The sequence below is a fragment of the Rhizobium sp. P2_G2 genome (genome assembly GCF_056403555.1).
In genome coordinates this window covers 1-24,570 of record NZ_JBFUFF010000017.1, presented here as the reverse complement: position 1 = coordinate 24,570, position 24,570 = coordinate 1, and the positions used below count along the sequence as shown (strand labels likewise).

The 24,570-nt window shown below is 60.6% G+C and carries 25 protein-coding genes and 1 pseudogene; 11 read left to right on the top strand and 15 right to left on the bottom strand.

The window, feature by feature from the left end:
* The 3 genes from AC1D06_RS15125 to AC1D06_RS15115 are packed head-to-tail and all read right to left on the bottom strand — an operon-like array spanning position 1 to position 4,731.
* Complete coding sequence (locus AC1D06_RS15125; protein WP_477986843.1) at positions 1-2,781, bottom strand: DUF4159 domain-containing protein; 2,781 nt, start codon at positions 2,779-2,781, stop codon at positions 1-3.
* Between the two features lie 3 nt (positions 2,782-2,784).
* Positions 2,785-3,702 (bottom strand): DUF58 domain-containing protein, encoded by a 918-nt coding sequence (locus tag AC1D06_RS15120; RefSeq protein WP_477986841.1) that lies wholly within the window; start codon positions 3,700-3,702, stop codon positions 2,785-2,787.
* Between the two features lie 15 nt (positions 3,703-3,717).
* The gene (locus AC1D06_RS15115) at positions 3,718-4,731 is read right to left on the bottom strand and encodes an AAA family ATPase (RefSeq protein WP_477986840.1); all 1,014 of its coding nucleotides are present in this window, start codon (positions 4,729-4,731) and stop codon (positions 3,718-3,720) included.
* Between the two features lie 151 nt (positions 4,732-4,882).
* Here AC1D06_RS15115 and AC1D06_RS15110 point away from each other — a divergent pair, with 151 nt between their 5' ends.
* From AC1D06_RS15110 to AC1D06_RS15100, 3 genes are read left to right on the top strand one after another with little or no spacing between them, the layout of a single operon-like run.
* Positions 4,883-5,506, top strand: a complete 624-nt coding sequence (locus AC1D06_RS15110) for a DUF1285 domain-containing protein (protein WP_477986839.1) — start codon at positions 4,883-4,885, stop codon at positions 5,504-5,506.
* Positions 5,503-6,150: an NUDIX hydrolase gene (locus tag AC1D06_RS15105; protein ID WP_477986838.1), complete on the top strand. Its 648-nt coding sequence runs from the start codon at positions 5,503-5,505 to the stop codon at positions 6,148-6,150. The genes AC1D06_RS15110 and AC1D06_RS15105 overlap by 4 nt, the downstream gene beginning before the upstream one ends.
* Positions 6,147-7,391, top strand: a complete 1,245-nt coding sequence (locus tag AC1D06_RS15100; RefSeq protein ID WP_477986837.1) for a CCA tRNA nucleotidyltransferase — start codon at positions 6,147-6,149, stop codon at positions 7,389-7,391. Before AC1D06_RS15105 ends, AC1D06_RS15100 begins: the two co-directional genes overlap by 4 nt.
* A 37-nt stretch (positions 7,392-7,428) precedes the next feature.
* Here the strand turns inward: AC1D06_RS15100 and AC1D06_RS15095 are convergent, their stop codons facing one another.
* Positions 7,429-7,638, bottom strand: a complete 210-nt coding sequence (locus tag AC1D06_RS15095; protein WP_477875579.1) for a hypothetical protein — start codon at positions 7,636-7,638, stop codon at positions 7,429-7,431.
* A gap of 194 nt (positions 7,639-7,832) precedes the next feature.
* Entirely contained in the window at positions 7,833-8,744 is a 912-nt protein-coding gene (gene hemF / locus AC1D06_RS15090; protein ID WP_477986836.1) for an oxygen-dependent coproporphyrinogen oxidase, read from the bottom strand.
* 308 nt (positions 8,745-9,052) lie between these two features.
* Here hemF and AC1D06_RS15085 point away from each other — a divergent pair, with 308 nt between their 5' ends.
* Positions 9,053-11,041, top strand: coding sequence for a putative bifunctional diguanylate cyclase/phosphodiesterase (locus AC1D06_RS15085; protein WP_477986894.1), 1,989 nt, complete (start codon positions 9,053-9,055; stop codon positions 11,039-11,041).
* 14 nt (positions 11,042-11,055) lie between these two features.
* On the opposite strand, the gene AC1D06_RS15080 is transcribed toward AC1D06_RS15085, so the two are convergent.
* Positions 11,056-11,520: a tRNA (cytidine(34)-2'-O)-methyltransferase gene (locus tag AC1D06_RS15080; RefSeq protein WP_477986834.1), complete on the bottom strand. Its 465-nt coding sequence runs from the start codon at positions 11,518-11,520 to the stop codon at positions 11,056-11,058.
* 356 nt (positions 11,521-11,876) lie between these two features.
* On the opposite strand from AC1D06_RS15080, the gene AC1D06_RS15075 reads away from it, so the two are divergent.
* Positions 11,877-13,736 (top strand): ABC transporter ATP-binding protein, encoded by a 1,860-nt coding sequence (locus AC1D06_RS15075; RefSeq protein ID WP_477986833.1) that lies wholly within the window; start codon positions 11,877-11,879, stop codon positions 13,734-13,736.
* A gap of 54 nt (positions 13,737-13,790) precedes the next feature.
* Here AC1D06_RS15075 and AC1D06_RS15070 read toward each other — a convergent pair whose 3' ends face one another.
* The 3 genes from AC1D06_RS15070 to denD are packed head-to-tail and all read right to left on the bottom strand — an operon-like array spanning position 13,791 to position 15,461.
* On the bottom strand, positions 13,791-14,144 hold the full coding sequence (locus tag AC1D06_RS15070; protein WP_477986832.1) for an addiction module antidote protein: 354 nt from the start codon (positions 14,142-14,144) through the stop codon (positions 13,791-13,793).
* Between the two features lies 1 nt (position 14,145).
* On the bottom strand, positions 14,146-14,442 hold the full coding sequence (locus tag AC1D06_RS15065) for a type II toxin-antitoxin system RelE/ParE family toxin (RefSeq protein WP_477986831.1): 297 nt from the start codon (positions 14,440-14,442) through the stop codon (positions 14,146-14,148).
* Between the two features lie 26 nt (positions 14,443-14,468).
* Positions 14,469-15,461 (bottom strand): D-erythronate dehydrogenase, encoded by a 993-nt coding sequence (gene denD / locus AC1D06_RS15060; RefSeq protein WP_477986829.1) that lies wholly within the window; start codon positions 15,459-15,461, stop codon positions 14,469-14,471.
* 119 nt (positions 15,462-15,580) lie between these two features.
* Here denD and AC1D06_RS15055 point away from each other — a divergent pair, with 119 nt between their 5' ends.
* Positions 15,581-17,440 carry an ABC transporter ATP-binding protein gene (locus tag AC1D06_RS15055; protein ID WP_477986828.1) on the top strand — a complete coding sequence of 620 codons (1,860 nt, stop codon included), beginning with the start codon at positions 15,581-15,583 and terminating at the stop codon, positions 17,438-17,440.
* 23 nt (positions 17,441-17,463) lie between these two features.
* Here AC1D06_RS15055 and AC1D06_RS15050 read toward each other — a convergent pair whose 3' ends face one another.
* Positions 17,464-18,423 carry an endonuclease/exonuclease/phosphatase family protein gene (locus AC1D06_RS15050; RefSeq protein ID WP_477986827.1) on the bottom strand — a complete coding sequence of 320 codons (960 nt, stop codon included), beginning with the start codon at positions 18,421-18,423 and terminating at the stop codon, positions 17,464-17,466.
* A gap of 340 nt (positions 18,424-18,763) precedes the next feature.
* Here AC1D06_RS15050 and petA point away from each other — a divergent pair, with 340 nt between their 5' ends.
* The 4 genes from petA to AC1D06_RS15030 all read left to right on the top strand — a co-directional run bounded on the left by petA (position 18,764) and on the right by AC1D06_RS15030 (position 22,176).
* A complete protein-coding gene (gene petA, locus AC1D06_RS15045) occupies positions 18,764-19,336 on the top strand; it encodes a ubiquinol-cytochrome c reductase iron-sulfur subunit (RefSeq protein ID WP_477875588.1) in 573 nt (190 codons plus the stop codon).
* Positions 19,337-19,353: 17 nt separating this feature from the next.
* A complete protein-coding gene (locus AC1D06_RS15040) occupies positions 19,354-20,613 on the top strand; it encodes a cytochrome b (protein ID WP_477986826.1) in 1,260 nt (419 codons plus the stop codon).
* Between the two features lie 17 nt (positions 20,614-20,630).
* On the top strand, positions 20,631-21,515 hold the full coding sequence (locus AC1D06_RS15035; RefSeq protein ID WP_477986825.1) for a cytochrome c1: 885 nt from the start codon (positions 20,631-20,633) through the stop codon (positions 21,513-21,515).
* A 118-nt stretch (positions 21,516-21,633) separates the two neighbouring features.
* Complete coding sequence (locus AC1D06_RS15030; protein ID WP_477986824.1) at positions 21,634-22,176, top strand: adenine phosphoribosyltransferase; 543 nt, start codon at positions 21,634-21,636, stop codon at positions 22,174-22,176.
* Positions 22,177-22,197: 21 nt separating this feature from the next.
* On the opposite strand, the gene AC1D06_RS15025 is transcribed toward AC1D06_RS15030, so the two are convergent.
* The 5 genes from AC1D06_RS15025 to AC1D06_RS15005 are packed head-to-tail and all read right to left on the bottom strand — an operon-like array spanning position 22,198 to position 23,900.
* A complete protein-coding gene (locus tag AC1D06_RS15025) occupies positions 22,198-22,470 on the bottom strand; it encodes a type II toxin-antitoxin system RelE family toxin (protein WP_477875592.1) in 273 nt (90 codons plus the stop codon).
* Entirely contained in the window at positions 22,454-22,678 is a 225-nt protein-coding gene (gene relB, locus AC1D06_RS15020) for a type II toxin-antitoxin system RelB family antitoxin (RefSeq protein WP_477875593.1), read from the bottom strand. The genes AC1D06_RS15025 and relB overlap by 17 nt, the downstream gene beginning before the upstream one ends.
* 43 nt (positions 22,679-22,721) lie before the next feature.
* Positions 22,722-22,928, bottom strand: coding sequence for a hypothetical protein (locus AC1D06_RS15015; protein ID WP_477986823.1), 207 nt, complete (start codon positions 22,926-22,928; stop codon positions 22,722-22,724).
* A gap of 43 nt (positions 22,929-22,971) precedes the next feature.
* Positions 22,972-23,439 carry a MaoC family dehydratase gene (locus AC1D06_RS15010; protein ID WP_477875594.1) on the bottom strand — a complete coding sequence of 156 codons (468 nt, stop codon included), beginning with the start codon at positions 23,437-23,439 and terminating at the stop codon, positions 22,972-22,974.
* On the bottom strand, positions 23,436-23,900 hold the full coding sequence (locus tag AC1D06_RS15005; protein WP_477986822.1) for a MaoC family dehydratase: 465 nt from the start codon (positions 23,898-23,900) through the stop codon (positions 23,436-23,438). The genes AC1D06_RS15010 and AC1D06_RS15005 overlap by 4 nt, the downstream gene beginning before the upstream one ends.
* A gap of 61 nt (positions 23,901-23,961) precedes the next feature.
* On the opposite strand from AC1D06_RS15005, the pseudogene AC1D06_RS15000 reads away from it, so the two are divergent.
* Positions 23,962-24,570, top strand: a pseudogene (locus AC1D06_RS15000) (hypothetical protein); the annotation flags it as partial.

Below are 24,570 nucleotides of genomic sequence, written 5' to 3'. Positions count from 1 at the left end.
TCACTGCCCCAACCGTTCCAGCAGAGCCGGCACGTGCACCTGGTCCGCCTTGTAGTTGCCGGTCAGCATATACATCATGATGTTGACGCCGGTGCGATAGGCCATTTCGCGCTGGTTCTCGTCCGGCGGCACCATCGGCATCAGCGGTGCACCCATGTCACTTGTCGCCCAGGCGCCGGAGAAATCATTGCCGGTGATCATGATCGGCGTCACGCCATCGCCGGCGCGGACCGGCCGCGAGGGATCGGACTTCGTCGTTTGCGCCTCGACCCAGAGCGGGCCGCCTGAGTAGCGGCCAGGGAAGGATTTCAGCAGGTAAAAGGCCTTGGTCAGCACATGGTCGGAGGGCACCGGCTCGAGCGGCGGCACGTCGATATTGGCGAGGATGGCGCGCAGCCGGTCGGTGTTGGGGCTGACGCGGCCCATGGCGGTCATCGCCGATTCCTGGTCCTGGGTGTCGAACAGCACGGTGCCGCCGGCGCGCATATAGGCGTCGATGCGGCTGATCGTTTCCTCGGACGGCATTTTTGCGGTCGCATGCACCGGCCAATAAAGGATCGGGAAGACGGAGAGCTCGTCCTTGGAAATATCGACGCCCACGGGGTCTCCGGGCTCCAGCGTGGTGCGGTAATAGAGATAGTCGCTCAGCCCCTGCAGACCGCGCTGGGAAAGGTGGTCGACATCCTCTTCGCCTGTGATCACGTAGGCGAGATGCGTCTTGTCGAGCCGTGACATCAGCACATCGTCGCCGGGTTTGGAATCATCGGCACGGGCGCTGTCAAAATGGCCGAACGTGGCGCCGGCGGCGATGAGAAGCACGGCGGCTGCCGCGGTCGCCCGGCGGGCGAAAGCACCGCCAAGCAGCAGCATGGCAAGCGTGTCGGCCAGTGCCAGAATGACGGCTGCCGTGATCAGCCAGGGCTTCAGCGATACGGAATCATCGCCGGTAAAGCTGCTTTCCAAGACTTTCAAATCGTTCGGCAGGGCGATCGGCTGCAGCTTTGCGTCTTCCGGCAACAGGTTGAGCGCCTCAAAACCGTCCTCGCCGCCATAGAGGCCAGGCGGATTGATGAAGGAGGCGATCACCGGCTTGCCGGGTTCGATCGGCTTGGCAAGGCCTTTTTCCGTGGTCAGCACGCCCTTGGCGTTGAGCAGCCGGTAGGGCGGCAGCACGGTCTTGCCATCGGCGGTCTGGGTGCCGGCGGTGCTGTGCGACAGCTGCACGATCCGGCGCAGCATTTCAACGAAGTCGCCAGACAGCGGCAGGTTCGACCAGGAGGATTCGGCGCTGACATGGAAGAGCACGATCCGGCCGGCATTGATCTTGCGGGCGGTCACCAGTGGCGTGCCGTCGGTGAGGCTGGCCCAGGTCATCGATTGTAGGTCCGGCGACGGCTCGGCCAGAACCTGGCGGTTGACCAGCACGCCCTTTGGCGGCGTCAGGCCGGCAAACGGGCTCGATTGCGGGAACGTGTCGAGCGGCTGCGGCGAGGCCCAGGACATGGCGCCGCCGAGCGCGCGCTCGCCTTCGCGGAGGCGGACGGGGATCAGCGGGTCGCCGGTCGGGGCGGCGGCCAGGCGCGGGCCGGCGAAGCGCACCAGTGTGCCGCCCTTGTCAATCCAGTCGGTCAGCGCCTTCTCTGCCGAGGGCGGCATGCGGCCGATATCGGCCAGCACGATCATCGATGGGCGCGTCTTGATCAGGTCGGGAATGGCGGTGGCGAGGTCGTTGCTCTTGGCCTCTTCAAGATTGGCGAAGGGCGACAGCGCGCGGCTGATATAATAGAGCGGCGACAATAGCGGCTGGCTGCGATCGGCGGATTCGCCGGAGATCAGGCCGACGCTGCGGCGCTTAAAACTGTCGTCGAGCAGGTGCACCGAGCCGGCGGTGTCGTAGCCGTCGATGGAGAGCCGGGCATAGTCGTTGCGCAGTTCGAAGGGCGCTTCGATCGAGCTCTCGGCCGTGCGCTCGCCTGGCTTGAAGTCGAGCTTGGCGGTGCCGACGACGCGGCCCTGGATATCATGGGCGGAGACGTTAACGATTTGCGGCTGCGTCGCTTCCAGGCGCGTGGCGTCGATCGTCAGGCGTTCGGCGGAGTTGACCGCTTTGGTGATGGCGATTGCATCCGGGTTCTGGCGGCCGATCAGGTGGACCTCGCCTGGCGCCAGCACCTTGAGCGCGTCGTAGAAGGCGGCATCCTTCGATGACTGGATGCCGTCGGTGATGAAGGCGAGGGTGCCGGGCTTTTCGTCCTTGAAGGCGGTCTGCAGGGCACCGACCACGCGGTCGCGATCGGCGGGCAGCGGCTCGGGTTTTGCTGCAGCGAGCATCTTCATTGCATCGTCGGCATGCTTGAAGGTCGCGTCATGGGCGCTGTCGGCGGTGAAAACAAGGCTCACCGGTGCGTCGCTGGCATCAGCCTCGCGGATCAGCATTTCGGCCGTGTGGCGGCGCTTTTCGAAGCTCGGTGCGCTTGCCCAACTGTTGTCGAGCACGATGGCAAGCGGACCTTTCCCGCCAACCAGGGCGGCATTGGGATTAATGACCGGGCCGGCAAGCGCGATGATCAAGGCAGCGGCGAGCAGCAGGCGCAGTGCGAGCAGCCACCAGGGCGTCGTCGCCGGCGTTTCCTCGCGACGGGTGAGTGCCAAAAGGATGCGGAAGGGCGGGAAGACTTCACGCTCGGGCTGCGGCGGCGTGATCCTCAGCAGCCACCAGATCACCGGCAAAGCGGCAAGCGCGATCAGGACCAGCGGTGCGGTGAAAGCGAGGGTACCCATCGGTCAGTGGCCCCCGATTGCGGCACGGCCCGGCTGGCCGGAGAGATAGGTGTGCACGGCCACGAGCGCCTCGGAGGCGAGCCGGCCGGTATTGTGGGCGATGAAATTCCAGCCCATATGCTGCAATCCTTCACGCAAGGCATCGCGGCGGGCAAAATAGATGGCGCGATATTCCTCCTGCAGTGCTTCTGAGCGGCCGGAGAGGAATTTCGCACCCGTCGCGGGGTCGCGGAATTCGACGCGGCCGGCATAGGGGAAGGTTTCTTCCGCGGGGTCGGCGACTTCGACGACATGACCGCGCAGGCCGCGACGGGAGAGGGGCTGCAATCCGGTGAGCACGTCCGGCACCGGCTCGAGGAAGTCACCGAACAGAACAATGTCGCTCGACCCCCGGATCATGCGTGTATCCGGCAATGTGTCTGTGGGATCGGCAAGGGCAAGCGCATGGGCAAGCCTTTCAGCCGCGTTGCGCGCGGCGACGGGCTCCATAACCCCTGGGCAGCCGATCCGTTCCCCGGAGCGGGCCATGATCTCTGCCGTCGCCAGCATCAGCACCAGCGCCCGGCTTTCCTTGGAGACATTGCCGAGGGTGGATTTGTACATCATCGACGGCGACAGGCTGGCCCAGAGCCAGATCGTGTGCGCCGCTTCCCATTCGCGGTCGCGGATATAGGTGTGGTCGTCGCGGGCCGAGCGGCGCCAGTCGACGCGCGACAGGCTGTCGCCTTCGACGAAGGGTCGAAACTGCCAGAAATTCTCGCCGACGCCGCGCTTCTTGCGGCCGTGCCAGCCGGCAATCACCGTATTGGCAATGCGGCGCGCCTCGACCAGGCAATCGGGCAGCGTGCGCGCACGCTCGCGCGCCCGGGCGAGGGCAGCACCCGGCGTGGTCGGCGTGACGGTCTGGCCAATCGGAGCCAACTTCTTTTCGTGTCCTTAGTTTCGCAGCGGCTCGACCAGCCGGGAAATCACGTCCTTCATCGTTACGCCATCGGCGCGCGCGGCGAAGGTCAGGGCCATGCGATGCTGCAGCACGGGACCGGCAAGCGCAATGACATCGTCGATCGACGGTGCGAAGCGGCCTTGATAGAGCGCGCGTGCGCGGGCGGTCAGCATCAGCGACTGGCCGGCGCGCGGGCCGGGACCCCAGGCGATACGGCTGTTGGCGAGCTCGTTGCCTTCGCCGGGGCGGGCGGAGCGGACGAGCTTCAGGATCGCCTCGACCACGCTTTCCGGTACCGGCATACGGCGGATCAGCGTCTGGATTTCCATCAGCCTGGAGGCATCGATGACGCGCGAGGCCTGCGCTTCGGTCACGCCGGTGGTTTCGAGCAGGATGCGGCGTTCGGCATCGAGATCCGGATATTCGACATCGATTTCCAGGAGAAAGCGGTCAAGCTGGGCTTCGGGCAGCGGATAGGTGCCTTCCTGCTCCAGCGGGTTCTGGGTGGCGAGCACATGGAAAGGCTGCGGCAGGTCATAGCGCTGACCGGTGATGGTCACATGGTATTCCTGCATGGCCTGCAGCAACGCTGACTGGGTGCGCGGGCTGGCGCGGTTGATTTCGTCTGCCATCAACAGTTCTGTGAAGACAGGACCCTTGACGAAGCGGAAGGAGCGGCGGCCGGCTTCGTCCTGGTCCATCACTTCGGAACCGAGGATATCGGAGGGCATCAGGTCGGGCGTGAACTGGATGCGGTTGGTGGCAAGGCCGAGAACGGTGGCCAAAGTCGCAACCAGCCGGGTCTTGGCGAGGCCGGGCACACCGACCAGAAGCGCATGGCCGCCGGCGAGCACGGCGAGCACCGTCTGCTCGACCACCTTCTCCTGGCCGAAGATCACCTTGCCGGTTTCGGTTTTGATGAGCGCGATGTCGGCGAGGGCTTTCTCGGCTTCGGCCGCAACGGCCTTTTCGTCGATGGCACCATCCACCGGTGTCAATGCGCCCATGAAATTCTCCTGGTCCACACGTTTGAAGTTCGAATCGAAATAACCACTTGTGTTGTGTTGCTTTCTAAACTGACAGGGGTATCAACGGCTGACAAGCGCGATTCCGATCAAGATTGCGTATGCCTTATGCACCGGCAATGAGGACAGAAGAATGGCAGGCGGCCAAATTAGCGCGCAGACGAATGCCGGCGATCTGGCCTCGCTGATCGCGCGTGCGGCGGCCGATACCAATGATCCCAGCAAAGGCCTGCCGCCGGTCGACAGATGGAATCCGCCGTTCTGCGGCGATATCGACATGCGCATCCGCACCGACGGGACATGGTTCTATATGGGCACGCCGATCGGCCGGCACCCCCTGGTTCGGCTTTTTTCCACGGTGCTGCGGAAGGACGAGGACGGTAAAACCTATCTCGTCACGCCGGTCGAAAAAGTGGGCATACAGATCGAGGATGCGCCGTTCCTCGCCGTCGAAATGGCCGTGACAGGAACGGACGAGGGGCAGAGGCTCACGTTCCGCACCAATGTCGGCGATGTCGCGGAAGCCGGGCCTGACCATGAGTTGCGCTTCGAGATCGCCGGCGAAAACCAGGAGCTCAAGCCCTATCTGCATGTCCGCGGCCGGCTGGAAGCGCTGGTGTCGCGGCCGGTCATGTACGATCTCGTGGAACTCGGCGAGGAGATCGATATCGACGGCCGGCGGATGTTTGCCATCCGCTCCGCTGGCGTGCTCTTCCCGGTCATGCCGGTCGACGAGCTGGAAAGATTGTCGAGATGAAGCCACATCCGGCGCTGTCAGCCGTTCCGCGCTATTCGGCCGAGGAGTTCCGTCGCCGCGCCGAAGTGCATATCGCGGGGGCGCCGGGCGATTTCCTGCAGTATGGAGACTACAAGCTCAATGCGGGCACCGAGCTTGGCCTCGAAACCATGGATCTGAAGGATGCGGCGGTCCTGATCGGTGTCGTGGAACAGGATGACGATGCGCGGGTGATCTTCACCCAGAGGACATCGACACTGAGGAAACATTCCGGCCAGATCGCCTTTCCTGGCGGCAAGCTCGATTCCGGCGAGACGCCGGAAATTGCGGCTCTGCGCGAGGCGGAAGAGGAGATCGGGCTGGCGCGGCATTTCGTCGACGTGATCGGCCATCTGCCGTCGATCCCTGTCATGTCGGGTTTTCGCATCACGCCGGTTCTCGCGACTGTGCGGCCTGGGTTCGAACTGACGCTCAATCCCGACGAGGTCGAATTCGTCTTCGATGCACCGCTGTCTTTTCTGATGAACCCGGTCAATCACAGGCGGGAGCGCCGAAAGTTTGGCGAGCGGGAATGGTATTACTACGTCATGCCCTATGAGGATCGCCGCATCTGGGGGATCACCGCCGGTATCGTCCGGTCCGTCTATGAAAGGCTTTATGAATGACCAGCATTGCCGGCCATGCCTGGTTCCAGGACCCGGCCCTGCAACGGGTGCTGAGCTTGCTCAACGATGAGAATGGCGAGGCCCGGATTGTCGGTGGGGCCGTGCGCAACAGCCTTATGGGCCTGGCGGTCAGCGACATGGACATTGCCACCACGCTTCTGCCGGACGTGGTGATCGAGCGCGCCGAAAAGGCTGGCGTCAAATGCGTGCCCACCGGCTTGAAACACGGCACGGTGACGCTGGTCATCGACAGCCGGCCCTTCGAGGTGACGACGCTGCGCCGCGACGTCGAGACCGACGGCCGGCATGCGACCGTGGAGTTCACGCGCGACTGGAAGGCCGATGCCGAGCGGCGCGATCTGACGATCAACGCGCTCTATGCAGACAAGGACGGCATGGTGCACGACTATGTCGGCGGGTTGCAGGACATAGAGACGGCGACGGTCCGATTCATCGGCTCCGCTACAGATCGGATCGCCGAGGACTACCTGCGCGTACTGCGCTTCTTCCGCTTCTTTGCCATTTATGGCCGCGGCCGGCCCGATGCCGAGGGCCTGCGCGCCAGTGCGGCGGCGCGCAAGAAGCTCAGTTCGCTTTCTGCCGAACGGGTGTGGAGCGAAATGAAGAAGCTCCTGGGTGCCGCCGATCCGTTCCGGGCGCTGCTCTGGATGCGCACTGCGGGCGTGCTCACCGAAATCCTGCCGGAGACGGAAAAGTGGGGCATTGACGGTATTCCGGGCCTCATGCTTGCCGAAAGTAAATTCGGCTGGGTAGCGAACCCGATGCTTCGGCTCGAGGCAATCGTGCCGCCGGTCGCCGATCGGCTGAACGCCATGGCGGAGCGGCTGAAGATGTCGGGTGCCGAGCGGAAATTCCTGCAGCAGTTTGCGGATTTTCCTGATGTGGCTGAGACTATCTCTGAAGCGCAGTTCCGTATCCTGCTCTATGAAAACGGGCCGGAAGGCGCAATTGCCCGACTGAAGCTCAAGATTGCTTCGGCGGTGGCGAAAGGCGACGACGATTTCGAGGCTCTCGGACGCATCGCGGCGTTCGGAAAGCTTTTGAAAATCGCTGAAACCTGGCGGAAACCCGTGTTTCCGCTGAAGGGCTCGGATCTGATCGAACGGGGCATATCCCCCGGCCCCGAAATGGGAGAGGTTCTCAATCGTCTCGAACGCGCATGGATCGCATCCGATTTTCAACGCTCAAAGGAAAATCTTCTGGCGACGCTGACGTCTTAAGAAGCCAACGTCGCTTCCACGTTCAATTTACACGGCCTCAGCCGTGCGAAAAGTCCGGCATCGCCCAAGCATTGAAGCAATCCGAACCCTTGGCGCTCGCCGGAACGTTCTTATTGTCGTTGTCGGCTGCCTTGGGATTGAAACGCTCGAAATAGGAGATGCGGTCGATGAAGTCGAGCGACGCAGGGTCAAGCGGCTTCTCCGTCGCCTTGGCCTGATTGATCGTCTTATTGTCTTGCACAGTCATGATTACCTCCTCCGGCGCATCACGAACGAAATGATTCATAGCATACTTTTGTTCCATTAGCATGACGCAGGATACGAAATGTTTTTTATCCACTGGTTTTGAACCATTCGGCCGGCAACCTGAATTTTACATTCCCGCTGTCGGCCGCCATTGATCCAGATCAAGCATGATGCGGTGTTCGCCGGCCGAGTGATTCAAGGCCAGCGCACCACGGGCGGAAGCGACGATAGGATGGCTTCGACATTGCCGCCGGTCTTCAGTCCGAAGGTCGTGCCGCGGTCGTAGAGCAGGTTGAATTCGACGTAGCGCCCGCGGCGGACGAGTTGCTCGTCCCTGTCTTCCTCAGTCCAGGGCGTGTTAAAATTGTCGCGCACGATCTTGGGATAGATGACGCCGAAGGCACGGCCGATCTCGCGAGTCAGCGCGAAATCGGCGTCCCAGCCGCCGGCCGTATCGTCGGAATGCTGCCAGTCGTAGAAAATGCCGCCGATGCCGCGCGCTTCATTGCGATGCTTGAGGAAGAAATACTCATCGCACCATGTTTTGAATTTCGGATAGTCCGCGACAGGATGCCGGGAGCAGGTGATCTCCAGCCCGCGATGGAAGATGCGCGAATCCGCATCCTCCTGGGTGCGGCGGCGCTCCAGCACCGGCGTCAGGTCGGCGCCGCCGCCGAACCACCAGGAACTGGTGACCACCATGCGGGTGTTCATGTGAACGGCCGGGACATTGGGATTGACCGGATGGGCAATCAGCGAAATTCCCGACGCCCAGAAGCGCGGGTCGTCATTGGCACCCGGCATCTGCTGGCGGAACTCGGCCGAAAATTCGCCATGAACGGTGGAAGTATGGATCGCCGCCTTTTCGAAGACCCGGCCTTCGAGCGTCGACATCGTGCCGCCGCCGCCGCGCCCGTCCTGGCGCTGCCATGGCTTGCGGACGAAGCGCCCTGCAGGCAGGTCGGAAAGCGGGCCGCTGAGCTCGTCTTCGAGCGCCTCGAAACTGGCGCAGAGATGGTCGCGCAGGCTTTCGAACCACAGGCGGGCGGTTTCCTGCTTTTCGGCGATATCGGCCGGCAGGCCGGTGGGTAGAACGGGTCGTTCCATAGTCTGTCAAATTCCATCAATCAGATGCGGCGAGAACTGGGTTAACTTGAACGAAAATTGTAAACGCAAAATCAACCATTGGTTCCGATAGTTTGAAAGTGGCGAATTTTTTTTGCCGACTTTAAGCGTTTGATAGAACATCGGGCTTAATTCCAGACATACGGTCCTGCATGGTGCCCTGTCTACGAGTGCGGGAGGTATTCGGAATTTCGTCGCACTGATCCATGATGGGAACCAGCGCGACGGGGCGCAGGAAGGAAGGCCTAAGGCCCCTGGTCTTGGGCAGAATTTAGGCGGTCAGGTTGAACATGTCATTTAACTGGTTCAAGAAGCAGGACAAGGATGCGGCAAGCGGCAAGCTTTCCGATCGTCGGACTGCGCCCGATGTGCTCCAGGGAAGTGATGCCGGCCGGTTCGACGTCATCCAGGCTCTTGCCCGATACAATGCCCGCCGCGTCAAACAGATGATCGTGGCGATCAATCTGTTGGTCGTCCTATCGATTGTCAACAATCTAATCTTCGACCGCGGTATTTGGTTAACCGCTGCCGCTGCCCTGACTTTCGGTGTGCTGTTCGTGGCACGCCGCTACTATGACAGCGACCGGCCGACAGCGGCGCAGTTCATCTTCATCTGGACGATCTTCACCGCCGTCACCTATATCACCTGGCAGGGCGACGGCCTGCGCGATCAGATCATTCTCGGCAATTCCATCTCGCTGGTGTTTACCGCCATCCTGGCAACACCCAGGCATTTCGCCATCATGTATCTGGCAGTCATTGCCAACGCCATCGCGCTTGGCGTGGCCAATGAATACCACTGGGTCGACTATGGCCAGTTCTATTTCGACTGGTCGAATGTCGGCGATGCCGTGCTGCTTTATTCGGTCACGGCGGTGACTGTGTTCATGCTCGCCAATGACATGCGGCATCTGCTCTCACGCTACAACAGCGAATATCGCAAAGCCAAGGCTTCCGAGGACGAGATCTACCGGCTCGCCAATCACGACACGCTGACTGGCCTGCCCAACCTGTTCATGGCCGAGAAGAAATACCGCGACGAGCATTCGGCTGCCAACAGCCCCAAATGCACGCTGTTTATGATCGGGCTCGACAATTTCAAGACCGTCAACGACTCGCTCGGCCACGTCTTTGGCGATAGCGTGCTGAAGACCATTGCGGAGCGGTTGCTCAGCATTGCGACGCCGGATTGCTTCATCTTCCGCATCGGCGGCGACGTGTTCGGCATCATGACCTCGCGTGCGGTCACGCCTGAAGCTGTGGCCGAAATGGCGGAGGTGATTCGCAAGAAATGCTCCGAGCCGCTTGGATCCGGCCATCAGTTCATCCTGCTTACCTGTTCGATCGGTGCCGCAATCCGCGAGGAGGTCGCCACGAATTTCGAGCGCCTGCGCCGCGAAGCCGATATTGCCATGAACAAGGGCAAGAGCTCGGGACGCAATGTCTTCAAGCTCTATGACGAGACGATGAGCAGCCAGACCATGGCCTCGGTATCGATGGCGGCCAAGCTGAAGACGGCCATCGACAAGAAGGAATTTCGACTGTTCTTCCAGCCGAAGCTCGAGCTGGAAACCGGCAAGATCCATGGCGCCGAGGCCTTGCTCCGGTGGTTCCCCGACGAGGCAACGGTGCCGGTGCGTCCGGACCTCTTCATCCCTGTCGCCGAGTCGACCGGCATGATCGTCGAAATCGGCGAGTGGGTGATCCGCGATGCCTGCATGCAGTGCAAGCGCCTGCAAGAGCTCGGCGCGCCCGATTTCTCCATGGCCGTCAATATCTCGGCGGTGCAGTTCAAGCGCGGCAATCTGGAACATATCGTCCTCGATGCACTGGAGGCGAGTGGGCTTGCGCCGCAGTTCCTCGAACTCGAGCTGACAGAATCGCTGCTGCTCGAGGACGAATACGACATCAAGGGCCAGATCAGCCGTTTGGCCGAGAAGGGCATTTCCTTCGCCGTCGACGATTTCGGCAAGGGCTATTCGAACCTGGGCAACCTTTCCAAGTTCGACGTCGAGGTCCTGAAGATCGACCAGTCCTTCGTCTTCCAGATGTTCGACACGCCGCAAAACGCCGCCCTGGTGGAGGCCATCGTCAGGATGGCCAAGTCGCTGGGCTTGAAGATTGTTGCGGAAGGCGTCGAGAACCAGCGTGCGGCCAATATTCTCGGCCTGCTGGGCGTCGATTTCGGCCAGGGTTACTACTGGGCCAAGCCGCTGCCGATCGAGGATTTCATCGGCTTCACCGGCATCGGCAAGATGAATACGGCGATCCGGGCCTGAGCGCGCGGTTCACCTCAACTCGCAAAACCCACCTGTCGCAGCGCTTCGCCGGCAATCATCGCCGCCGACATGGCAACATTGATCGACCGCTGGCCTTCCACCATCGGGATCAGGATGCGTGCGTTCGCCGCCTCATGGACATGTTCGGGCACACCGGCGCTCTCGCGGCCGAAAAGCAGGATGTCGTCCGGCGCAAACTCGAAATCGACGTAGGGCATGGCCGCCTTGGTCGATGCAAGGACGAGACGTCGGCCCGCGCCGGCGCGCCACGCCTCGAAATGCTGCCAGTCGACATGGCGGGTGAGGAGCACGGTGTGCAGGTAGTCCATGCCGGAGCGCCTGAGGTTGCGATCCGACGTGTCGAAGCCGGCCGGCTCGATGATGTCCACGGTCAGTCCAAGACAGGCTGCCAGTCGCAGGATCGTGCCGGTATTGCCGGCAATATCAGGCTGGTAGAGGGCAATAGAGAGCTTGGGCATGGTAGGCCTGATCCGGGTTGGCAGCGCTGGGATGCGGTAGACGGTCTGTGCCTATTTGGCAACATCCCCTCCGGCATCACCACATTCTGCCGAAAGTTTGGGCAAGGCTCTGGCGATCTGGCAAAAATCAGGTTATTGAAGCGCATCTCCAACACGAAGGAAAAGGAGGCCGTTATGGATATTGTAACCCACGCTTGGCGCCTCCGCCGGATGACCCCATATTCATCCTGAATTTCAATTCCTTCGCCTTCTGAAAATCATCGATTGACATTTGCAGCATGGCTTTTGCTGCGATTTTCTTGCCGATCGGCCCCGGGAGACATGCCGATCATGTCTCTTCTCTGGAGAGCTTCAAAATGTTCGCCTGGTTCGAAAAACGCGTAAACCCCTATCCGTCCGAAGAGCCGACACGGCCACCGGAAGGGCTGTTCCCATTCATCATGCACTATTCGCGTCCCGTCCTTTGGTGGCTGGTCGGCATGGCGATGGCAACCGCTCTGATCGGCGTCGGCGAAGTGATTATGTTCAATTTCCTCGGCCAGATCGTCGATTGGCTGTCGAAATCCGATCCGAAGACTTTTCTGGACAAGGAAGGCTGGCGGTTGCTCTGCATGGGCCTGTTTGCCGGTATCGGCCTGCCAAGCCTGGTCATCCTGCAGGCCTTCATGATCCATCAGGTCCTGCTCGGCAACTATCCGATGATCGGCCGCTGGCAGATGCACCGCTATCTGCTGCGGCAGAGCATGAGCTTCTTTGCCAACGAGTTTGCCGGACGCGTCGCGACCAAGGTGATGCAGACATCGCTCGCCGTGCGCGAAGTGGCGATGAAGGTGCTCGACGTCTTCGTCTATGTGTTGAGCTATTTCATCTCGATGTTCGTCATCATCGGTTCGGCCGATTGGCGGCTGATAGGCCCGCTGGGGCTGTGGCTGATCGTCTATTCGTCGATCCTCTGGTTCTTCATTCCGCGTCTCCGCAAGATTTCCGAGCGGCAGGCCGATGCGCGTTCGAGCATGACCGGCCGCATCGTCGACAGCTACACCAATATCGCGACGGTAAAGCTGTTTTCGCATGCCGGTCGCGAGGAGGACTATGCGAAGTCGGCGATGGATGAATTCCTGCACACCGTGCATGGCCAGATGCGCTATGTGACGATGTTCCAGGCGCTCGTCTATTTCAACAATGCGGTTCTGGCATTGCTGACGGCGGGACTGTCGATCTGGTTCTGGATGCATGGCTCGATCTCGACCGGCGTGATTGCCGTGGCGATTTCGCTGGCGCTGCGCGTCAACGGCATGTCGCAGTGGATCATGTGGGAAGTCTCGGCGCTGTTCGAGAATGTCGGCACCGTCTATGACGGCATGGCAATGCTGTCGAAGAAGCAGGAGATCAGCGACGTCGAGGACGCCAAACCCCTTGCCGCGCCGAAGGGCCGGATCGAGTTCGACCGCGTCAATTTCCACTACGGCAAAGCCAAGGGCGTGATCAGCGACATCACCCTTTCGATTCAGCCGGGTGAGAAGGTCGGCTTGGTCGGCCGGTCTGGCGCCGGCAAGACGACGCTGATGAACATCCTCTTGCGTTTCTACGACATCGAGAGTGGGCAGATCCGCATCGATGGCGAGGATGTCAGCCGTGTGACGCAGGATAGCCTCAGGAGCAAGATCGGTGTGGTGACGCAGGACACCTCGCTGCTGCATCGCTCCGTGCGCGATAACATCGCCTATGGCAAGCCGGGCGCCAGCGACGCCGAGGTGATCGAGGCGGCAAAGCGGGCGAACGCCTGGGACTTCATCGAGAGCCTCGTCGACCCGCAGGGCCGCGTCGGGCTCGATGCCCAGGTCGGCGAACGTGGCGTCAAGCTATCAGGTGGACAGCGGCAGCGCGTCGCGATCGCCCGCGTCTTCCTCAAGGACGCGCCGATCCTGGTGCTGGACGAAGCGACTTCGGCGCTCGACTCGGAAGTCGAACAGGCGATCCAGGAGAACCTGTTCGAGCTGATGGAGGGCAAGACGGTGATCGCGATCGCCCATCGTCTGTCGACGCTGACGGAAATGGATAGGCTCGTCGTGCTCGACAAGGGTGTGATCCGCGAGGAGGGCACGCATGCCGAACTCGTTGCCAGCGGCGGCATCTATAGCGACCTCTGGCGCCGGCAATCCGGCGGATTCATCGCGGACGATGCAGAGGCAGAGGTCGAGGCGGCTGCGGAATAGAAGGTCGAAGCCGCTTGAGGGTAAAGAAATGCCGGGGTGAGAGCTCCGGCATTTTTATTCGGCCGCCTCGGAGGCGGTGTCCTCGTTGTCACCAGTCATTTTCTGGCGCTCGGCCTCGACTACCGCCAGTGATCGTACGGATAAAACAAGCCCTAGCGATTTCAGTACGGCTATCGTTGATTTTAGGCTGGGATTGCCTTCCTCACTGAAGGAGCGGTAGAGCGCCTCACGCGCGAGACCGGTCTCGTCAGCGATCTTGGACATACCCTTGGCGCGGGCGGCGACCCCGATGGCATGCACGATGTAGCCTGTATTATCGGTCTCGAATGCGTCATTCATAAAAACTTCGACGGCTGCGTCGGAAGTGAGCGCTTCGGCCGGATCGTAGGGAACGAATTTTTCTTTCATTTCAATAATCTCGCATACCGGCCAATTCTTTGGCTCGCTTTATGTCACGTGCTTGGCTGCTCTTGTCGCCGCCACAAAGCAGAATGATCATTTCTCTGCCGTGCATCTGAAAGTAGATTCGATAACCCGGTCCGTAGTGAATCTTCAATTCGCTTACGCCTTCACCCACAGGTCGAACATCGCCCATCAACCCGTAGCGGAGTTTATCCAACCTTGCGGCAATGAAAGCACGCGCCAGCCGATCGCGCAAACCCGTTTCCCACTTCCGGTATGTTTCCGATTGGACAATCTCATACATCAATGTAACCTATAAATCACAATATATCAACCGACCGCGACTCTGCCTCCCATCTCATCTTCTATATGTGCCCGGATGATCGCCTCGAACGACGCATCCGCCCGGAACCCCAATTCCAGCGCCCGGCGCGGGTCGTACTGCTCAGCCCATCCTCCGACGATCCGCTGAATGGTCTCGTCCGGCTCCCGCCGAATCAGGCTGACGGCCTTTTCACCGGCAACCTTCCTCAGTGCTTCGATCTCGTCGCCGACGGTGGCGGAGACGCCGGGCATGGAAATGCTGCGGTCGTTGCCGAGCCGGCTTGTATCGAGGCCGGCGGCGTGGATGAGGAAGCCGACGGCGGAGCGGGGGGAGGCGTGCCAATGCCGTACGGTGTCGGCCACGGGCAGGATCGCTTCGACGCCGTTGAGTGGTTCGCGGATGATGCCGGAGAAGAAGCCGGAGGCGGCGCGGTTGGGTCTGCCGGGCCGCACGCAGATGGTCGGCAGGCGGATACCGACGCCGTCGACGAAGCCTTTGCGGCTATAGTCTGACAGCAGCAGTTCGCAGATTGCCTTCTGCGTGCCGTAGCTGGTGGCGGGCGTCAGGTGGAATTCATCGGGGATGATTGCGGGGAAGGGCGGGCCGAAAACGGCGAGCGAGGAGGTGAATACCAGGCGCGGCTTGTAGCCGTCCGAAAGATGGGCGAGCCGAATGGCTTCGAGCAAGTGCAGCATGCCGTCCATGTTGATGCGGTAGCCCTTCTCGAAATCCGCCTCAGCCTCGCCGGAGACGATCGCGGCAAGGTGAAAGATCACGTCGGGACGAATGTCGACCAGCTTCTGGATCTCGCCCGCGTCGGAAAAATCGCCGCTCCGGACATCGGCCTGGCCGGAAAATCCGGCTGGACTGTCCGCTGGCACGACATCAGCGAGCGTGAGACGGTCGATTGTCTTGCCGTCGAGTGCGCCATCCCTGACCAGCCTGTCGGTGAGCTTGCGGCCGATCATGCCGGCGGCGCCGATTGTCGCGATATGCATGGAAATTCCTCCGATGATTTGTCATACCAATAGAGCCGCCCGACAAGACTTTGCAAGCATAGGCGACACGCCGCAGTCCATGTCTTTGCCGCGCCACAGAATCCGCCTATATCCTGCCCATGATCTTTCGCCGCGTCGCTCAATTCTTCGAAACCTGGATCGATCCATTCCGCCCAAGGCCGAGTTATCGGCCGCCGGAAAGCACGCTCGCCTTCATCTGGTATTATGTGTCGCAGGCCAAAGGGCCGTTCCTGGCGATGCTGGTGCTCGGCGGCATCACCGCGATGCTGGAGGCGGCGCTCTTCTGGTTCACGGGCGGGTTGGTCGACATTCTCGATAGCGTCGGGCCGCACAAGGGGTGGAGTGGTCTCTTTCAGACGCATGGGCTGGAAATCCTCGGCATGGCCTTCGTGGTGATGGGCGTGCGCTTTGCGGCAATCGCACTCAATGCCCTGGTCGAAGAGCAGACCGTGGTGCCCGGTTTCTTCAACCTGACGCGCTGGCAGGCGCATGTGCATATCTCGCGCCAGTCGCTGACCTTCTTCCATAATGATTTTGCCGGCCGCATCGTTGCCAAGGTCTGGTCCGGCGGGCAGGCGGTCGGTGATCTCATGGTGTCGCTGATGCAGGTCGCCTGGTTCATGGTGATCTACACGCTGACGACGGTGTTGCTTGTAACGCGCCTCGACTGGCGGCTCGGCGCGATCATTGTCGCCTGGATCGTCATCTTCCTTTGCCTGGCGCGTTACTACGTGCCGTATGTGCGCAAACATGCGCGCGACACAGCGGAAGTTTCCTCCATGCTCAACGGGCGGCTGACGGATTCCTATTCCAATATCCAGACGCTGAAACTCTTCGGCCGCGAGGAGGACAATGATCGCTATATCCGCGACGGCTTCGATATCTTTCAGCAATCGCTGATACCCTTCACACGCTATCTGACCAGCGTGCGCTCGTCGCTTGCTTTCCTGTCGGGGGTGATGATCACGGCAGTTGGAGCTATGACGATCCAACTCTGGCTGGACGGGGCGATCACCACCGGCTCAGTTGCCTTCACGCTTGGTCTGGTGCTGCGCCTGAACATGCTGCTCGGCCGGATGATGAGCAGTTTCAACGCGACCATGCGCAATATCGGCACCATCCAGAATGCAGCTGAAATGATCTCGCAGCCTATCGGGCTGGTCGACAAGCCGGGTGCCCCTCCACTGGTCATGCGCGCGCCGTCGATCACTTTCGACAATATCAGCTTCCATTACGGCAAGGGCGCCGAGGTCCTCGACAAGTTCAGCCTGTCGGTAGCGCCGGGTGAAAAGGTTGGCATTATCGGGCGTTCGGGGGCGGGCAAGACGACGCTCGTCAACCTGCTGCTGCGCTTTTACGATCTTGAAAACGGCCGCATTCTGATCAGCGGCCAGGACATTGCCAGCGTGACGCAGGAATCGCTTCGCAGGCAGATCGGCATGGTGACACAGGATACCGCGCTCCTGCACCGATCGATCCGTGACAACATCATGTTCGGCCGGCCGGAAGCGACGGAGGAGGCGATGCATCGCGCTGCCGAGGAAGCCGAGGCCGATGCGTTCATCGCCGGTCTCGTCGATTTTCGGGGCCGCAAGGCCTATGACGCCCATGTCGGCGAGCGTGGCGTGAAACTGTCCGGCGGCCAGAGACAACGTGTGGCGATCGCCCGCATGCTGCTCAAGAATGCGCCGATCCTGGTGCTGGACGAAGCGACGTCGGCGCTCGACTCGGAAGTCGAGGCGGCGATCCAGCAAAATCTCGAACGGCTGATGCATGGCCGCACGGTGATCGCCATTGCCCATCGGCTGTCGACCATCGCCCATCTCGATCGGCTGGTGGTGATGGACAAGGGCAAGATCGTCGAGGATGGGACGCATCAGTCGCTGCTGGCGCGCGGCGGACTTTATGCGGAACTCTGGGCGCGGCAGTCGGGCGGATTTATCGCCGCCGATACCTGAACTGCCGCGAATGCATCGCTGAATCACTTCGGCGGATAGCTGGCTGTGGGGTCGATCAGCGTGACTTCAGACATCAGGCCGAAATGGTTCGAGCCGATCGGGTCCGGCACACGCTTCAGCGATGTGATGCGCATCGGGTCTTGCACGAAGAGGTGGTCGATGGCCATGCCGAGTTGTGGCAACTGCACCGGAATGGTGGCGGGCTCGTTGTCTACGGTCATCAATTTCCTGTCCCGGATGAAGCGCTGGACAACGGGGTTCAGGACGGTGGAGTTGAAATCGCCTTCCAGCACTAGCGGGCCCTGGACCTTGTCCAGCCACTCGGTGATCTTCTTCAGCTCGATTGCCTGGAAATTATCGAAATAGGGCTTGGTGAGGTGGACATTGGCGAAATTGATCACCTTGCCGCCGAATTCGATCGAGGCGATCTGCAGCCGGTCGCGGTAGATCGGGCTCGCCGTCTTGACCAGGCTGTTGACGAACGGCTTCTTCGACCAGACCGAGCTGTCACAGGTGATGGTGAAATTGCCGCAGCCGAGCCGGTAGGGATAAGCGACGCTGATGCGCGCGAGTTCGGGGAAGAGCGGTGCCGATTCCTGGATGAAGATCACGTCGGCGCCGGAGCTGATCATATAGTCGGCGATCTTCTTGCCATTGGCGAAGGAATTGTCGCCCTCGATATTGAGCGACAGGAGTTTTGCCGTGGGTATGTCGCCATAGTTTTCCAGCGCCGGCTGGCGGAATTCGCCCAGCATGACGAAGCCGTGGCCGGCGATGGCAATCGCTGCCAGCATGATCAGGACATTGAGGATGTGGCGGCGGAAGATGAAGCTCAGCAGGCCGAGGACGAAGGCCACAATCGCCAGATGGATCTGCATGCTGGCGAACGTCCAGAACAGCCACCAGCCGGAGACATAGCGCGCGGCGACGAGCGCGAGCACGATCGTGGCAAGCGTGCCAAGGACGAGGGAAATGCTTTTCATGGACTTTCCGGATGAGCTTGATGGGGATCTGTGGATGGACGGGTCAGATACCGGCAAATGTGCTGGTTTGACCCTGTGCGGCAGGCCTTTTGAACCGATTTCTATGACATTTTCGATACGGTTTTGGGCAAAAAAGTCAATTCCTGCAAATGGCTCGCATGCTGCGGCAAAATTACCGCGACATTGTGCCCGTGGCCCCTTGCCAAGTCTGGACTTATCCGGCAATCAAGCTTAGAACGCGCCCGAAAGTGGGGGAATCTATGGTCGCTTTGTGGCCAAGGGGGAGCCTTCTCTTGGGAGTGCTAGGGACGAATTCTTTCGTTGAGAGGATGGAGAAGCCGTGAGCGGACACGACACGACGAGTGGGGAAGCGGGTCCGACCCGCCGTGATTTCCTGTATTTGACCACGGGCATGGCAGGCGCTGTCGGCGCGGTTGCAGTTGCCTGGCCGTTTATCGATCAGATGCGCCCGGACGCTTCGACGCTCGCGCTCGCCTCGATTGAAGTGGATGTCGGCGCGCTGGAAAAGGGCCAGTCGCTGACGGTCAAGTGGCGCGGCAAGCCGGTCTTCATCCGCAACCGCACCGAGAAGGAAGTCGCTGACGCCAAGACCGTCAAGATCGACGATCTCAAGGATCCGGTCGCACGCAACGCCAACCTGCCCGCTGACGCCGTTGCCACGGCCGCGGATCGCTCGATGCAGGGTAAGGAAGACTGGCTGGTGATGGTTGGCGTCTGTACGCATCTGGGCTGCGTGCCGCTCGGCGAATCGGGGGAATTCGGCGGTTGGTTCTGTCCTTGCCATGGCTCGCAGTATGATACAGCCGGCCGCATCCGCAAAGGTCCTGCTCCGGAGAATATGGCGATCCCGAAGGCCGCCTTTATTTCGGACAAGGTCATTCGTATCGGTTGAGAGGGGACACACTAGATATGAGCGCTGATCATCATTCAACCTACGAGCCACGCACGGGCATTGAGAAATGGGTGGATTCCCGCCTGCCGCTGCCGCGCATGGTCTACGATTCCTTTGTTGCCTATCCGGTGCCGCGGAATTTGAACTACGCCTACACTTTCGGCGCCATGCTGGCGGTGATGCTGGTGGTGCAGATCCTGACCGGCGTCGTGCTGGCGATGCACTATGCAGCCGATACCACGGTCGCGTTCGAATCGGTCGAGAAGATCACCCGTGACGTCAATCACGGCTGGCTGTTGCGCTACATGCATTCCAACGGCGCCTCGTTCTTCTTCATCGCCGTCTACCTGCACATCGCCCGCGGCCTCTACTACGGCTCCTACAAGGCGCCGCGCGAAATCCTCTGGATTCTCGGCGTGGTCATCTACCTCTTGATGATGGCAACCGGCTTCATGGGCTATGTTCTGCCCTGGGGTCAGATGTCCTTCTGGGGTGCGACGGTCATCACCGGCTTCTTCTCGGCCTTCCCATGGGTGGGCGAGTGGATCCAGCAATTCCTGCTCGGCGGCTTCGCCGTCGGCGACCCGACGCTCAATCGCTTCTTCTCGCTGCATTACCTGCTGCCGTTCATGATCGCCGGCGTCGTCATCCTGCACATCTGGGCGCTGCATGTCACCGGCCAGACGAACCCGACGGGCGTTGAAGTCAAGTCGAAGACCGATACCGTTCCGTTCACGCCCTATGCGACGCTGAAGGACGCGTTCGGCACGGTGATCTTCCTGTTGGCCTTTGCCTGGTTCGTCTTCTACATGCCGAACTTCCTCGGCCATCCGGACAATTACATCGACGCCAACCCGCTGAAGACGCCGGCCCATATCGTTCCGGAATGGTATTATCTGCCGTTCTACGCCATGCTGCGCGCCATCACCTTCAATGTCGGCCCGATCGACTCCAAGCTCGGTGGCGTTCTGGTGATGTTCGGCTCGATCCTCGTGCTGTTCTTCCTGCCTTGGCTCGATACGTCCAAGGTTCGGTCGGCGGTTTATCGTCCCTGGTACAAGCTGTTCTTCTGGCTGTTCGTCGCCAATGCGCTGATGCTCGGTTGGCTCGGCTCGCAGCAGCCAAGCGGCGTCTTCACGCTGATGGCGCAGCTTGGCACGCTTTACTACTACGCCTTCTTCCTCGTCATCATGCCTGTCCTGGGCCTGGTAGAGACACCAAGACGAATTCCGAACTCGATTACGGAAGCCGTGCTTGAAAAGACTGCCAGGGCTTGATGGAGGGGATGGGACCGATGAAAAAGCTTATTACGAGCATCGTCCTCGCTGCCGCCGTTGCCGGCGCAGGCATCGCCTTCGCGGCCGAGGAAAAGAAGGATGATCTGGCGACTGCCGTGGCGCATGCCACGGAGGCGGGACATTATCCGATCCTCGAACCGGAGCAGGAAAAGTGGACCTTTGCCGGTATCTTCGGCAAATACGACAAGGGGCAGCTGCAGCGCGGCCTCAAGGTCTACAAGGAAGTCTGTTCGAACTGCCATTCGATGAAGCGCGTCGCCTTCCGCAACCTGGAAGACCTCGGCTATACCGAAGCGCAGGTGAAAGCCTTCGCTGCCGGATATGAAGTGCAGGACGGGCCGAATGCCGCCGGTGAGATGTTCACCCGCAAGGCGGTTCCGTCCGACTATTTCCCGCCCCCGTTCGCGAATGACGAAGCGGCTGCCGCTTCCAATGGCGGCGCGGTGCCGCCGGACTTCTCGCTGCTTGCCAAGGCACGCGGCGTGGAGCGCGGCTTCCCGCAATTCATCTTCGACATGATCCCGATCGTCGGCGGCTACCAGGAAGGCGGGCCGGATTATATCCACTCGCTGATAACAGGCTATGTCGATCCACCGGCAGGCTTCAAGGTTCCGGAAGGCACGCATTTCAATCCGCACTTCGCCAGCGGCCCGGCGCTGAAAATGCCGCCGCCGATTGCCAAGGATCAGGTCGAGTACGAAGACGGTACGCCGCAGACTGTCGACCAATATTCGCGGGATGTCGCATCCTTCATGATGTGGGCGGCTGAACCGAAGCTTGAGGAACGCAAGCGGACCGGCTTCATGGTGATGATCTTCCTGCTGGGCCTTGCCGTGCTGGTCTGGCTCACCAAGCGCTCGATCACCGGCGGCGCGCACTGATCGATTGCTGAGATTTGCGAAAGGCGGCCTCGTGCCGCCTTTTTTGCTGCCAAAACGCCGGTGGCTTGATAATGTCCGTCGGCCTTTCTTTTCGAATTTCCAACTCATGGACGGTGATATGAGCTCAGCTCGGGAAACACTGCTTGCGGCGATCCGCACCATTCCGGATTATCCGAAGCCGGGGATCATGTTTCGTGACATCACCACGCTGCTCGGCAATCCGCAGGCGTTTCGGCGTGCCATCGACGAGCTGGTGCACCCTTTTGCTGGCATGAAGATCGACAAGATCGCCGGCATCGAGGCGCGCGGCTTCATCCTCGGCGGCRCCATGGCGCACCAGATGTCGGCAGGCTTTATCCCGATCCGCAAGAAGGGCAAGCTGCCGCACGACACCGTGCGGATCGCCTACAGTCTCGAATACGGCGTCGATGAGATGGAAATGCATCGCGACGCGGTGCAGCCCGGCGAAAAGGTGATCCTGGTCGACGACCTGGTTGCGACGGGTGGCACCGCTGAGGGCGCGACCAAGCTGCTCAAGCAGATGGGGGCGGATATCGTTGCCGCCTGCTTCATCATCGACCTGCCGGAGCTTGGCGGCCGGAAGAAGCTGGAAGCGCTCGGCGTCAACGTGTTGACGCTGATCGATTTCGCGGGGCATTGACGCGATCGAGAGGTGCGGAGATCACCGCTTATAGATGTCTCGCCGGTCACCTATCCGGACAACGACGATTTTGAGAACTTTGTCTTCGATGTCGGCGATAACGCGGTAGTCACCGACTCGGTATTTCCAGAAATTCCCGAGTTTCGAGCCTCTTAAGGCCTCGCCGATGCCGCGTGGGTCGTCCAGTTTGGCGACACGCTCAAAGAGGAACTTCAATATTCGCTGGGACTGTACGTGATCGATATCGTCGAGATTTCTTATGGCCAGGTTGGAAAGTTCAATTTCCCAGACCATAACGCCTCATAACCTCGGAGAGTGGCGTCGTACCGGATTTGCCGTCTTTGATATCCTGCAATTCCTGCTCGGCAAGATAGAGGTCTTCAAGATCTCCCAGATATTCGATGATCGCCTCCTCAAGAAATGACGACTTGGTGCGACCAGTCGCTTTCTCCAGCTGATCAAGCCGACGTTCTATTTCCGGAGGAAGGTTGAGTGCGATCATTCGATGCTCCTTTCCCCAACTCTAACGGAACCAGCAGCAGTCTTCAACGACAGTGTTCTTCGGCACTATCATCGATGAACGGTACAAAATTGCTGCGAACCCGCGTTTTTCCTGCGCTAGTGTCAGAGAGACCCTTCAAAACGCGTTCGAGTCCATCTGCGCTTTCGAAAAGCCACGCTTCCCTTGCTGGTATTTCCTTTGCAATCCATTTGTCGACGCCTTGTTCCGGTGCCGATTCACTTTTTAACATGGCTCTGCCCCAACCTATTGTCTTTTGTCATCGCCGGGAAAATTCACTCAAACTCCACCACGCCGCAGTCAAACCGCATCACCGTCTCACCGTGCTGGTTGACCCCCTCATAGGTCAGATTGCAGATATGCCGGCCCGGGCGGTGCGGAACCGGAGCGTCGCCGTTGAACTGCATCGAATAGGTGACGGTATCTCCCGCGAAGACTGGCTTCAGCCATTTGAGATTGCGGATGCCGGGGGAAGGGCCGAGTTTGGGCGGCGTGCCGCCATCGGCACGGATCGCTTCGTTCTGGTGGTAGATACTGGCGACGTTGCATTTCATCGCTGCGGCGCAGACATGCCAGCCCGAGGCGCAGAGGCCGCCGAACAGCGATTGCTTGGCGAGTTCCGGATCGGTGTGGAAGGAATGCGGGTCGAATTCCCTGGCGAATTCCACGATCAGGTCGGCGGTGAATTCGTAGGTGCCGATGACCACCGGCTTGCCGACCTCAAGCAATTCGCGCATCCTCATGCGGCGGCCTCCGCGCGCATGCGGAACATGCCGGGATTTTCCATGAACATGACGACATCGCCGTTCTGGTTGGTCACCGTGTGCTGCATGCGCACAAGCCCGATGCCGGGGCGCGATTTCAACGGCCGCGAGTCGACCACTGTGGTCGTGCCGAACAGCGTATCGCCGGCTCGTACCGGCTTGCGCCATTCGACGATGTCGACGCCCGGCGAGCCTTGGCTGGACGAATAGTGCAGCAGATTGTCGTAGAACATGCGCATCCACATGGCGCAGCTATGCCAGCCTGAGGCGGAGAGCCCGCCCAGGATGCTTGCCTTGCCGGCTTCCGCATCGAGGTGGAAATCCTGCGGGTCGAATTCGTTGGCGAAGTGGATGATTTCTTCGGCGGTGACGGTGCGGGAGCCGAGATCAAAGACACGCCCGGGCGTCAGATCTTCGTACCAATAACGGATTTCGGACATTTTGCTTGCATCGTCCTCCCAAAATCTCTTTTTTGCTTCGCAGATCACTTCAGGAGGGGCGATGCAAGAGAAATATGATCTCGGCGATTGGGAAAGGCGCAAGGCCACGCTTTTGCCTGTCCTGGATGCGGCGGCGAATGAAGGGCTGATCGGGCGCGACCAACTCGGCCGGCTTGCCGAATTCCTGCTCGGGCGCGGCGTGCGGATCGGCGACAGCGTCGCAGCAGCAGCGCTATCGGCAGATGGCCTGGATACGCCGATTGCGTCGGAACCGGCGCCCGCCGTCGAGGAAAGCGAGGTGCCACGCTTCATCCGCGGCTTCCATGATATCCTCATCACCATCGGCGTTGTCGTCGTACTGTTGGGGCTTGCCGGTCTCGCCACTGTCTATGCCGTGATACCGGCAGCCATTGTGCTGGCGGAGATTCTCGTGCGCCGGCAGCGCCTCGCATTGCCGGCCGTCGTGCTGACCGTGGCCTTTTCCATTGCCTGCAGCTTCGGCATCTACCCGGTGATCGAGGACCTTGGGGGTAAGCTGCCGGAGATATGGCAGCCGGTTATCGTTCTTGCGATCATTGCGATCGTCGCGCTCATCTTTTTCTGGCGTTACCAGGCGCCGATCGCGTTGGCCACAGGCTTGGTCGCAGGCTATGGCGCGGCCGTGTTTAGC